This is a genomic window from Serinibacter salmoneus (genome assembly GCF_002563925.1).
Lineage (GTDB): Bacteria > Actinomycetota > Actinomycetes > Actinomycetales > Beutenbergiaceae > Serinibacter > Serinibacter salmoneus.
Genome location: NZ_PDJD01000001.1, coordinates 2,941,224 through 2,953,549, shown reverse-complemented (window position 1 = coordinate 2,953,549; position 12,326 = coordinate 2,941,224). Strand labels below are relative to the sequence as shown.

The following is a 12,326-nucleotide window of genomic DNA, read 5'->3' as shown; positions in this document are numbered from 1 at the left end:
GCGCAGGGGTGGTGGTGTGTTGTGCGGGTGGTGCGCCGCGTGGGCGCATGGGTGGTGTGTTGTGCGGGTGGTGCGCCGGGCCGCGGCCGTGCGGCGAGCCATGCGGCATTGCCGTCGCGCGTGCGGTGGGGCGACGCGCCGAGGTGGATCGAACCACCGGCAGGCGGGTCACCAGAGAGCTGGTGCAGCTGCTCGCGTTCTGGGAGGCGCAGCGCCGCGCGCCCGGGGTCCTTCCGGTTCGCGTTCCCCGGGTGGCGGCTGTGCGGGTGCGCAGCGGAGGGCGCCGACCCTACGCGAAGGCTCCACGGGTGGATCGCCGTGCGGCGAGGGGATGGATCGGGGAGCAGCGCGTACCGGCGAGAAGGAGAGCTCGGCTGCGGGTATCAGGAGGTGGTCGTGCAGGCGCGTCGTCCTGCCGATCCGACGTCCGGAAGGCGTGGTGAACTGGAAGCCGCCCGCGATGGGAGTGATGGTGAGACGTTCATCGTGTACCTGGTGGTGGTGTGCGGAGCACAGTGTGATGCCGTTCTCCTGAGATGTGGCGCCCTGGCGGCTCCAGTAGAGGATGTGGTGCACCTCGCACCACGAGGCGCGCATCGAGCAGCCCGGGTACTGGCAGTGGCGGTCCCGCACGAGGATGGCGCGGCGCAGGTCGCCCGTGAAGGTGCGCTGGGTACGGCCCACGTCCAGGGGTGCTCCCTGGGGATCGAGAACGACCCGCTGCGTGAACGCATCGCACGCCATGACCTCGAGAGCCGCGAAGGGAATCAGGGTGCCATCGAGCAGCTCGGCCAGCGCCGGCTCCTGACGCAGCCGCGAGCGTGCAAAGGCTTCGCCCGTGCGGCGAGTGGAGCGCCCGTCGGCCGCGGGTGCCTGGCTACCGATTCCTTCCGGCCCCTTGGGGCACGCCTGGCGGCGTCGAGCCAGCAGCAGTAGCCAGGCGTCGTGGCGGATCAGGACGGTCAGGGTCGGGCGGATCTGCGCACCGGGCCGTGTGACTCCCTGGCTCAGCGTGCGCTCGGCAATCGCGAGAAGTCCGTCGGCGCGGCGCTGTTCAGCGGTGCGTTGATCCTCCGCTGTGGGGGCCTGGGTCACAGCCTCCAGTGCGGTGCGCAGCGTTGCTCCGGCGACTGCGTCCAGGAAGCCCTCCACGGCTACGCCACCGCGCTTGTTGATGAGAAAGAGGCGGCGGTTCTGCCGTGCGACCTCGAAGTCGCGGTCAGCCTGATCGGCCTCGAGCGCGGCAGCGGCGGCCCGCAGCTCCTTGCGTAGATCGGGGACCGTGGCCTCCTGAGCTCGTCGGAGGATCTCGCCCTCGCGTTCCATGAGCCGGTCGCGGACGTTCTCAGGCGCACGCTCGAGTACTCCGGCGATGGCCCGCACGTGACCTTCGCTCACTGTCCCTGCTCCGGCCGCCTCCCGGATCGTGCTCAGTCGGGCCAGAGTGCGACCGGTCTCCTCCTCGGTGCGGGCGGCACCGATGCCCTGCTTGGTCGAGTTGGCGCGCCATGACGTGAACTCGCGATCTCGACCAGAGGTTGCGCTCTCGTGGTGGCGCCGCGCCAAGCCGACGACTCGAAGGCGCTGCACCCCCAGGATCGAGGCCGCGGCGTCGAGAGCGGTGGCGGCCTCGCGCGCCCCGGGATCGTGCGAGGCCCCGGCCTGCTCGGCCGCGTCGACGTGCTCCACGAGGCGTGACACGGCCTCGCGCACCATGCTGGCAGCAGCCAGGAGTGACGACGGACGCCCACCAGCCGCCGGCGCCGCCGCATCGGTGCCGGATGGGCGACTCGCGGGTGGGGCAGGCCGAGGGGTTCTGGCCGGCGTGAGCGCCATCGCAGCGGCGCTCGCCCCCGCGCTCGATGAGTCCAGAACCATGGCCTTCACCCCCTGCCCGTCGCCGTCGACCGAGTGATTCGAACTGATGTAGTGACTCTAGCGCCGGACACCGACAACGTCGGTCGACCGGTCACCGACCTGTGCATAACCGGTGGCGCGGAGTGGTCTCGGCGGCAACGTCGGTGGTCCGTGCCAAGATCGAGACATGACGCAGCCGCAGGAGTCCGCGACCAGCAGCGCAGCGACCGGTCAGCCGGATCGCCCCTGGTGGAAGAGTACCGTCGTCTACCAGGTCTACCCGCGCAGTTTCAGCGACTCGAACGGGGACGGCATCGGCGACATCCCCGGCATCACCGCGCGCCTGGATCACCTGGCGGCCCTCGGTGTGGACGTCCTCTGGCTCAGCCCCGCCTATGCCTCCCCGCAGGACGACAACGGCTACGACATCTCCGACTACCAGGCCATCGACCCGACCTTCGGCACACTGGCGGACCTGGACGAGCTGATCGCCCAGGCGCGCGCTCGCGGCATCCGGATCGTGATGGATCTCGTGGTCAACCACACCAGCGACGAGCACGCCTGGTTCGAGCAGTCGCGCTCCAGCAAGGACAACCCGAAGCGGGACTGGTACTGGTGGCGTCCGGCTCGCGAGGGTCACGAGCCCGGGACCGAGGGCGCCGAGCCCACCAACTGGGGTTCGTTCTTCTCCGGCAGCGCATGGCAGTGGGACGAGGCGACGGGTGAGTACTACCTGCACCTGTTCTCCCGCAAGCAGCCCGACCTGAACTGGGAGAACCCGCAGGTGCGCGAGGCCGTCTACGCGATGATGCGGTGGTGGTTGGAGCGCGGCGTCGCGGGGTTCCGCATGGACGTCATCAATCTCATCTCCAAGCAGGTGGGGCCGAACGGGGAACTGACCGACGGTGCGCCGCGCGCTGACGGCTGGGGCAACGGGTTCCCGCAGTTCGTGGACGGGCCGCGGATCCACGAGTTCCTCGCGGAGATGCACCGCGAGGTATTCGACGCCTACCCCGAGACCACCTTCTTCACGGTCGGGGAGACCCCCGGCACCACCCTGGAGCAGGCGCGTCTCTACTCCGCACCCGAGCGCCGCGAGCTCAACATGGTCTTCCAGTTCGAGCACGTGGACATCGACCACGGGCCGGGCGGCAAGTTCGACCCGCAGCCGCTGGACCTCCCGGCACTCAAGGCCAACCTGGCACGCTGGCAGGAGGGCCTGGCCGGGACGGGCTGGGGCTCGTTGTACTGGAACAACCACGATCAGCCGCGCATCGTCTCTCGCTGGGGCGACGAGACCCACCGGGTCGCCAGCGCCAAGACGCTCGGCACGATCCTGCACCTGATGCAGGGCACGCCGTTCGTCTACCAGGGCGAGGAGATCGGCATGACGAATGCGCACTTCACCGACCTCTCGCAGTACCGCGACCTCGAGGCGCTGAACTACGCGGCGGATGCCGAGCGCCTCGGGATCGATTACGACTCACTCATCGCGGGACTTGCGGCCAACAGTCGGGACAATGCCCGCACCCCCGTCGCGTGGGACGCCGGCCCGAATGCCGGCTTCACGACCGGGGAGCCGTGGATCGGCATGACCCCCGGGTGGGAGGAGGTCAACGCCCAGGCGGCGCTCGCCGACCCCGGCTCGGTCTTCCATCACTACCGCCGGCTGATCGCCTTGCGGCACGGCGAGCCGATCGAGGGGTTCGACGGCGATGTCTCGCCCCTGGTCATCGACGGCACCTTCGCGCTGCTCGCCGCGGCGCACCCCGCGCTGTGGGCCTACACCCGCACGCTCGGCGAGCGGCGACTGTTGGTGGTCGCGAACTGCTCCAGCGAGACGATCGAGGTTCACCTGGACACCGATCTCGACGGCATCTCCCCCTGGAGCGCGGCCGCGCTCGTGCTGGCGTCGCATGCGCAGCCCGCTGTGCCGGACGACGCAGGCACCCTCTCCCTGCGGCCCTGGGAGAGCGTGGTCGTCCGGGCGGAGTGACCACCTCGGCCCGCAATGCTCGCGACCCGCGAGGGTGCCCCGTGGTGGCCTGACGAGTCGCAGTGTGGGTGATCGGCCGCTCGGAGCCAGTCGTGCGCCAGGTTGAAGCGCCGAGCGAAGCGGTTCTGCGACGCGTTCGGACTGTTCGGATTTGTTCGGAGTTGCAGTTCGGAAGCGGGTCGTAAGCGCGCCACTCGGGCGTTTTGAACCTGTCTCGCATTGTTGGATGCGATGAGGTGCCCGCGCCATCGGTTGACCGCACCCCTCCTGCCTGGCAACCTCCCATACACGACGTGAGGGTTCGACTTGCCGCGTGAGGCGGTGTCGACGAGGCACATCGTCGCGACGGGGGTCGCGATGGGGGACATTCTTGGGGGGCACCTTGACTGGGACGCGCGTGACTGCCGTGCGCCGATTTGCCGTCGGACTCGGCCTGACGGCACTGGTAGCGGCCGGCCTGGCACCGGCGACCGCGGAGCCGACCGCTTCGTCCGCGGCGGTGTCGGCCACAGCTGACGCCACGACTGACGCTTCCGCCTCGTCCACCTCGGTGCTCGGGCTTCGAGACGTTTCGACCGAGTCGTCGACCGCCGAGCCCGACCCCGACGCCGCTGAGACCGACGCCAACGCGGACGAGCCTGCGACCGGCGCGACCGGCGACGCGAGCCAGGGCGCGTCGCCGGACACCGCCGAGGAGGCCTCGACGCCGGACTCCGAGGTCACGGAACCCTCCACCGCCGAGCCGACCGCCGAGCCGACCGCTGAGCCCAGCGCCGAGCCGACCGCTGAGCCGACTCTCCCCGCGACCGCGGGCCAGGCGACGTCCGCCGATGGGCCCCAGATCTCCCCGCTCGCCGTGCCCGATCCGAGCTCCGGTCATGCCGTGGTCAGCGTCAAGGTCAGCGGCGATCGCACGCCGGGCGCGGCAGTCGCCGGCACGGGGGTCTCCGGGGTCACGCTCCGACTCAGTTCCTCCATGACGAATGCGAACGCCTGGTCGAGCTACCACTGGGCAACCTGCACCTCGGACTCCGACGGAGACTGCACCTTCCTCATCCCGATCACCAGCAGCACCGGCTTCTCGGGCATGAGCAGCAACGCCAACCCATGGGTGCACCAGGTCTCCGTCCCTTCCGGCTGGCGGATGAACACTGAACTGCGCGCCGGGCACGGCAACGGCACCAGCCAACCCAACGCGCTCCTCCCTTACACCCTGCAGATCCTCGACCGCCTGCAGAACGGGCGTGTGTACGAGTCGACGCGTGACCTCACGCTGCGCGCGAGCACGTCCTCCAGTCAGTGGTCAGGTAGTGATCGACGCGAGACCCTTGCCACGTCGTCCGGGACCTGGGCGATTGCGCGCACCAACCCGGCGCAGCCGCTGCAGTGCGGTCTGGACTATGCCGTGCTGATCGACCTGTCCAGTTCGATCGGGTCCCAGCTTCCCTCGGCCAAGAGCGCTGTCGACACCTTCGTCGACGCACTGCGCGGAACGCCGTCGCGCGTCGCGATGTACTCCTTCGCTAAGAGCAGTCCGGCCTACAACGGCTACGAGGAGAGGGTCCTGCGTTCGGTCCGTACCACTGCCGAGGCCAACGGTGTGAAGAACTCCTACGCTTCCTGGAGCATCCAGTCCGGCACGAACTGGGACGCGGGACTCAATCGCGTCGCCGAGCGCGCGAACGAGTACGACGTCGTGGTGGTCCTGACAGACGGCAACCCGACGGCGTACGGAACCTCGAGCGTTGATCAAGACGGCTGGAACCGCATTGCCGATACCGAGGCAGGGGTGCTGTCCGCCAATCGGATCAAGGCCGCGGGCGCTCGGGTGGTCACGATCGGCGTCGGCGCTGGCGCCGGTGGGGACTCCGAGGCCAATCTGCGGGCGATCTCCGGTCCCACCAAGAACTCCGACTACTTCTCGGTCGGCGACTATCAGGCGGCCGCCACCACCCTCTCCGACCTTGCCCGCGGCAACTGCGAGGGCTCGATCGACGTGGTGAAGCGCGTCATCCCCGCCTCCGCCACCGTGCCCACCAACCCGACCAAGTCCCAGCTCGACGCGATCTCCACGCCCGCCAGCGGGTGGGCGATCAACGGTGTCAGCACGGGCGCCGGGGTGACGTTCGGTGCTCCCGCCGGTCCGTGGACCACGAACGCGCAGGGCGTGGCCACCATCCCGCTGCGGTTCCCGACGCCGACGGCGAGCGGACCCGTGGTCTGGACCGAGACCCAGCAGGAGGGCTACAGCCACGTGCCGGTGCGCGCCAACACCAGCACCAACAGTGCGGCCAACCTGCGCAACGCGTACTGCGTGAACACGAACACGCGCCAGCAGGTGGCGGCCGCCGACTCCGGCGGGGCCAATGCGCCCGGCGCGAGCCTCCCCGTCGCCGTCAACACGGCGATCGAGTGCACGATCTACAACCGGGAGGCCCCGGCACCCGCCGCGCTCGCCACCACCAAGGTGTTGACCACCGTCGATGCCGGGGACGGGCCCGAGGCCGCCGACGACACCACGGTGATCCGCGCCGGCGACGTGCTGACCTACCGCATCCGTGTGGTGAACACCGGCGGCCAGGTGGGCACCACCGTGCTCACCGAGACGGTCCCCGTCGGCACCACCTTCAGCGGCGGTGAGGGCTGGGCCTGCGCCGCGACGCCCGCCGTCGGCGGCACCAGCTGCACCCAGTCGGTGACCGTGGCCGCGGGCGCCACCTCGGACGTGAGTTTCACCGTCACCGCGGACTCGCCGATCCCCAGCGACCTCTCGCAGATCCGCAACGTCGTGACCTCGAGCGTCGGCACCTGCGAGACCTGCACCACCACCAACCCGGTCGCGCCGGTGTGGGAGATCGAGAAGCAGGCGCTCCTGGACGGCTCGGAGTTGGCGCAGGACGCGGTCGTGGAGCCGGGCGACATGATCACCTACCGGGTGACCGCGACCAACACCTCCGGTGTGCCCGTCACCGACGTGCAGCTCGTGGACGACCTGACCGATGTGCTCGACGACGCCACATTCGTGGCGGACTCCGCGGCCCTGACGATCGGGACGGCGTCCCCGGTCGCCGTGGCGAACCCGACTGGGACCACCCTGAGCACCGATCCGTTCACCCTCCCGGGCAACCAGGCCGCGGTGCTGACCTACATCGTGGTGGTGGACGAGGATGCCTGGGCTGCGACGTTGACGAACCTGGTGACCGGGTCGGGCTCCGAGCCGCCCGCCACCTGTGAGGACCCGGGATCGCAGGATCCGGGCTGCTCGACCACGCAGGTCACCCCGAGCCCGATCCAGGTGTTGAAGGTCGGGGAGAACGCGGCCGGCGAGGTGGTCCCCATGGACGGTTCCAGCTGGCGGATCTGGGATCAGCGGCAGAACGGCTCCGTGGTGCTCGAGGAGGTGCCGGCAGCGATGGCCGGCGGCACGGCGGTGACGGGCCTGTTCCGCACCACCGACCTGGCGCCCGGCGTCTACTGGCTCGAGGAGTCCCGTGCGCTTCCCGGCTTCCAGTTGCTCCCGCAGCGTGTGCGTTTCGTCATCCGCGAGGACGGCAGCGTGCGCCTGGGCAACGAGGACAACACGAACACGGGGAACACCGCGAACATCTCGGTGATCACCGATGCTCCCGGCGGTGAGGGCATCCCGACCATCCGGGTCGAGGACGTCCCCATGCTGGAGCTTCCTGAGGCCGGTGGCAGCGGCGTGCTGCCCTGGCACCTCGTCGGCACCTCGATCCTCGCGGTCGGTGTGCTCGGCGTCCTGATGGTGCGGACCGCTCAGCGACGGGGGGATGCGATCCGGCCACCCAGCTGACACCTCCCGACTGAGTACACGCACGACCCGCGGACCATCCGCATCGTTTCCGTGGCAACCGCCACACCGAAAGTGATTGAGGGGACCATGACCACCACTACCGCCAAGCGTGGCGTTCGCGTCGCGATCGCCGCGGCCGCCGCGACGCTGCTCGCGTCCTTCGGGATCGCGGGGCCGTCCGCGGCCGCCACTCCCAACGAGGCCCGCGACGGCTCGTCGAGCCTGACCATCCACAAGTACGAGGGCGCGCCCGTTGCCGGGGAGAACAACGGCACCGAGCTCGCCGTCGAGCCGGCACTGCCCGGCCTGAACGACGTCGAGTTCACCCTGCAGCCCGTCCTGACCGGCGGCGCCATGTTCGACCTGGCCACCAACGACGGCTGGGCGGCCGCGCAGGACCTGTTCGACGTGGTCGGTAGCAACCCGACCGCCGCCGAACTGACCGCCGCCGGCGTGACGCTGGGCGCCGGGAGCACCCAGATCACCGCGGGCGGCACGCCGACCCAGGGCGCCGAGGCGACCTTCTCCGACCTGCACTTCGGCCTGTACTACGTCACCGAGACCGATGCGCCGGCCGGCACCACGCCCGCCGCCCCGTTCCTGGTCTCCGTGCCGCTGACCAACGCCGCCGACCAGTCCTCCTGGCTCTACGACGTGCACGTCTACCCGAAGAACTCCGTCTCCGCCGTGGAGAAGGAGGTGGAGGACTCCGGCTCGATCCAGCTGGGCGACGAGGTGGTCTTCACCATCACCGCCGACATCCCGGACCTCGCCGAGGGCACCCCGATCGATGGCTACAAGATCGTCGACGACCTGGACGAGAAGCTGGACCACGTCTCCGCCACGGTGGAGCTCTCCAACGGCACCGCCCTTCCGGCCGACGCCTACACGGTCACCCCGGACGTCGCCACGCCCGGTGGCCCCGAGGTCACGGTCGAGTTCACCGAGTCCGGTCGCGCCATCCTCAAGGCCAACGCCGACGCCCAGGTGATCGTCACGATCACCACCACCGTGAACACGGTCGGCGAGATCGAGAACTCCGCGCTGCTCTACCCGAACGCGCCGTCCTTCGACATCGAGCCGGGCGAGCCCGGTGGCCCCGGTGAGCCCGAGGAGCCCGTCGTCACCAAGTGGGGTGGCATCACGCTGAACAAGACCAACGCCGCTGACGGCTCCCCGGTCGAGGGTGCGCGCTTCCACGTGTACGCCGGCAGCACGGACGTCTTCGCCGAGGCCACCCCGGTGACCGTCGACGGCGTCGCGGCCGAGGACGGCGGCTCCGTGTGGACCTCCGCTGAGGGCGGCATGGTCGTCATCGAGGGCCTGCGCTACTCGACCTGGGCGAACAACGCCGAGGTCGCCCCGGGCGAGGCCGGCTACCTGTACTACTGGCTGGTCGAGATCGAGTCCCCCGAGGGCTTCGAGCTGCTGCCCGAGCCGATCTCCTTCGAGGTGAACTCGCAGTCCACCGCGCAGACGGTCACCGTGGAGAACATCCCGTCCAACTCCGGCTTCGAGCTGCCGCTCACCGGTGGTGCGGGCACCACGGCCATCTACGCTGCCGGTGCGCTCATCCTCGCCGGTGGTCTGGTCCTGGCGGCACGCTCGCGTCGCGCCAAGGCCTGATTCCGACGACGGCGCTGCCCGCCTCTCGGCGGGCAGCGCCCTCGGCATTCCCCCACACGCAAGGCGGATCATGACTCTGACTGACCAGGCGCCCGAGCCGGCCCCGCGTCACCGTGGCGCTCGGCGGCGCCCTTCGGATGCCCGACGGCGCTGGCGGTGGCAGCAGGTGGCGACCATCGCCGTCGTGGCGCTCGGGGCCGGTGTGCTGCTGTACCCGACGGCCGCGGACTGGTTCGCGACCCGGGCGCACGCCAGCGAGATCGGCGGCTACGTCGAGTTCGCGGAGTCGATCGACGAGGGGGAGCGCGAACGGATCCTGCAGGCTGCGCGGGAGTACAACGAGAACCTTCCCAGCGGCCCGTTGCGCGACCCCTTCATGCTGAACGAGCAGGGAGAGGTCGTGGACATGCGTGAGGGACTCGCGGACTACGAGGCGCAGCTGACCGGGCAGGTCGGTGGCGTCATGGCGCGGGTCCGCGTCCCCGCGATCGGGGTGGACCTGCCGATCTACCACGGCACGGACGCCCACACGCTGGATCGTGGTGTCGGGCACCTGTACGGCTCCGGCCTGCCGGTGGGGGGCGAGAGTACGCACGCGGTCCTCACCGCGCACTCCGGGCTGCCGAGCGCCACCCTGTTCACCGACCTGGAGCAGGTGGCCGAGGGTGATGTGTTCTTCGTGGACGTGCTCGGCGAGGAACTCGCCTACCAGGTGGACCAGATCACGATCGTGGAACCCGATACCGGTGACGACCTGCGGCAGGTGCCGGGGGAGGACTACGTCACGCTGTTGACCTGCACCCCGACGGGCGTGAACAGTCACCGCCTGCTGGTGCGCGGCACCCGGATCGACCTCGGGGCCGCGCAGGCCGACGACGCCGCCCAGGCCGTGCAGATCGCCGCGCCCGTAGCGGGGCCCGGGTTCCCGTGGTGGGCGCTGTTGTACGCGGCCGGCGTGGGTGCGGCCGTGGCCGTGGTGGCGCCCCGCCGGGAGAGTGCTCCCCGCGACGAGGACGAGCCCATCGCCTAGGCTCATCGCGGGGCGCCACCCAGGCGCACCCGGGCAGTGGCCCGCAGGGGGCAGGCCCGTTCAACGTGAGAAGGAGAACCCATGGGACTCGACGACCTCGTGAACAAGGCAACCGACGCGCTGGGTGGCGAAGAAGCCACGGAAGACAAGATCGATCAGGCCGCCGAGTTCCTCAAGGACAAGGCTCCGGCCCAGCACGAGTCGACGATTGACAAGATTGCTGGCGCAGCCAAGGACCACATCGACACGAACGGCCGGTGACGGGAGAGCGTTCCTGAGCTCGTCCTCAACGGATCGTCGGGCTCGGCTGGCCCTCGTGGCCGGCCGGGCCCTCCTCCACCGCCCGCAAGTCACCGGTGGCCGGCCCTTCGATGAGGCGGCCATCGGCACCGAACCGCGACCCGTGCAGTGGACAGTCCCAGGTGCACTCGGCGTCGTTCCAGGCCACGATCCCGCCGAGGTGGGGGCAGGTAGCACTGACGGCACGGGTGACGCCAGCGTTGGTGGAGACCGCGGTGGGGCGCGCCGTGCCGGTGACGCGGCCCGTTCCCTCACGCGGCGCCTCGCCGTCCGGATGTTGGGCGGCGGAGCGCACGGCAGCGATGCGATCGGCCACGAGGTGCTTCGCCGTCGCCGCCTCCAGGCGAGCGGCCGAGGCGACACCTTTCACCTCGTGGTCGGTCCAGGCCTGGAGGGCGGGTGCCCACCCGGGGGCACCGGGGCCCTCGCCGTCGCGCAGGAGCCGCGACGCGATCACCATCGCCGCCGCCGGAGCTGCCGCCATCCCCCACTTGCCGAATCCCGTCGCGATCATGACCTCCTGCCCACCGGGATGAAGCGGTCCCGCGTAGGGCAACTGGTCGATCGGGAAGTAGTCCTGCGCCGACCACGAGGCGAGCACGCGCGCGCCGGGGTGGTGCGTGAGTGCCCACAGCGTGAGTTCCTCGACGTGTTCGCGTTCGGAGCGTGCGCGGCCCACCACATGCCCGCTGCCACCGATCAGCAGCACACGGTCGGCGCGGCCTGGGTCGGGAGCCGTCCCGCTCGACAGGACGGCGTCGCGCACCGAACGGGTGGTGCCCGCGATCGAGAGGTACATGTCCGACTCGATCGAGTCGGGAAGGTCCAGCGCCAGCGAGTACGAGCGTTGCGGCTCCAGGCGCGCGAAGAAGCCTCCGGAGTCGCTGAACGGCATCCCGGTCGCCTCGACCATGCGCCGCGCGGGCACCGCGCCCCGGCTCGTCAGGACTGAATGTCCATCACGCCCACTCACCCGGGTGTGCTCGAACACCTCCGAGCCCAGCCGCCGCACTTCTGCCGCCAGCGCGTGGAGAAGGTCGAGGGGGTCCACCTGTGCTTGGTCCGGCAGCTCGACACCCGCGGCCACGGGGAAGGCCACGTCCGCGCCGTCGCGCCACTGCACCGGCAGCCCCGCCGCCCGTGCGGCCTCCGCCTCCTGTTCGACCGCGGCAATGGAGTCCGCGTCGGGCACATAGCTCACGGCGCTGCGCCGTTGGACAGCGACGCCAAGGCCCTCGGCGCGTTCCAGCAGCCACTGCATCCCGTCGTGGTTCGCCGCCACGTACTACTCTGTGAGTTCGGCGCCGTGCGTGGACCGGATGCCGCTGAGGCGGGAACCCTGCAGCAGGGAGATCTTGGCGGTGGAGTTGCCGGTGGTCCCGGCGCCGACCGTCCGTGACTCCAGCACCGCCACGCGGCACCCTGCCTCGGCGAGCAGGATTGCCGTACTGAGACCCACCAACCCGGCGCCGGCGATGGCGACGTCATAGGTCCCTGATGGCGCTCCCGCGGGCTCATCGGCGCGAGCGGCACTGGCGCGACCGCTACGTGAGGAACGGTGCCAGATGGAGGAGCGAGCGGGAAGCGGGTACGTCATGGGGGAGTCCCTTCGGCGGGGGGTGCCTGCTGTGCAAGCCTGCGTCCGCCTCGCCCGCCGGCGCCAGAGTGGCGGCGGAACTCGTGGTCACCGATGCCGCACGTCC

At 70.4% G+C, this 12,326-nt stretch carries 8 protein-coding genes; 5 read left to right on the top strand and 3 right to left on the bottom strand.

Annotated elements, in window-relative coordinates; all coding sequences use genetic code 11:
- Positions 1 to 168 precede the first annotated feature (168 nt).
- A complete protein-coding gene (locus tag ATL40_RS13155; RefSeq protein ID WP_169925983.1) occupies positions 169 to 1,701 on the bottom strand; it encodes an HNH endonuclease in 1,533 nt (510 codons plus the stop codon).
- A gap of 343 nt (positions 1,702 to 2,044) precedes the next feature.
- Here ATL40_RS13155 and ATL40_RS13150 point away from each other — a divergent pair, with 343 nt between their 5' ends.
- The 5 genes from ATL40_RS13150 to ATL40_RS13130 all read left to right on the top strand — a co-directional run bounded on the left by ATL40_RS13150 (position 2,045) and on the right by ATL40_RS13130 (position 10,584).
- Positions 2,045 to 3,853, top strand: coding sequence for an alpha-glucosidase (locus ATL40_RS13150; protein ID WP_098469941.1), 1,809 nt, complete (start codon positions 2,045 to 2,047; stop codon positions 3,851 to 3,853).
- 397 nt (positions 3,854 to 4,250) lie between these two features.
- A complete protein-coding gene (locus ATL40_RS13145) occupies positions 4,251 to 7,667 on the top strand; it encodes a DUF7927 domain-containing protein (protein ID WP_098469940.1) in 3,417 nt (1,138 codons plus the stop codon).
- 87 nt (positions 7,668 to 7,754) lie between these two features.
- On the top strand, positions 7,755 to 9,293 hold the full coding sequence (locus tag ATL40_RS13140) for a SpaH/EbpB family LPXTG-anchored major pilin (RefSeq protein ID WP_098469939.1): 1,539 nt from the start codon (positions 7,755 to 7,757) through the stop codon (positions 9,291 to 9,293).
- 70 nt (positions 9,294 to 9,363) lie between these two features.
- Positions 9,364 to 10,323 (top strand): class C sortase, encoded by a 960-nt coding sequence (locus tag ATL40_RS14845; protein WP_143556993.1) that lies wholly within the window; start codon positions 9,364 to 9,366, stop codon positions 10,321 to 10,323.
- A gap of 81 nt (positions 10,324 to 10,404) precedes the next feature.
- Positions 10,405 to 10,584 carry an Rv0909 family putative TA system antitoxin gene (locus ATL40_RS13130; RefSeq protein ID WP_098469938.1) on the top strand — a complete coding sequence of 60 codons (180 nt, stop codon included), beginning with the start codon at positions 10,405 to 10,407 and terminating at the stop codon, positions 10,582 to 10,584.
- A gap of 25 nt (positions 10,585 to 10,609) precedes the next feature.
- On the opposite strand, the gene ATL40_RS13125 is transcribed toward ATL40_RS13130, so the two are convergent.
- Together ATL40_RS13125 and ATL40_RS15720 are read right to left on the bottom strand one after the other, a co-directional pair.
- Positions 10,610 to 11,905: an FAD-dependent oxidoreductase gene (locus ATL40_RS13125; RefSeq protein ID WP_143556992.1), complete on the bottom strand. Its 1,296-nt coding sequence runs from the start codon at positions 11,903 to 11,905 to the stop codon at positions 10,610 to 10,612.
- Positions 11,906 to 11,908: 3 nt separating this feature from the next.
- Positions 11,909 to 12,220: an FAD-dependent oxidoreductase gene (locus ATL40_RS15720; RefSeq protein ID WP_098469936.1), complete on the bottom strand. Its 312-nt coding sequence runs from the start codon at positions 12,218 to 12,220 to the stop codon at positions 11,909 to 11,911.
- Positions 12,221 to 12,326 lie beyond the last annotated feature (106 nt).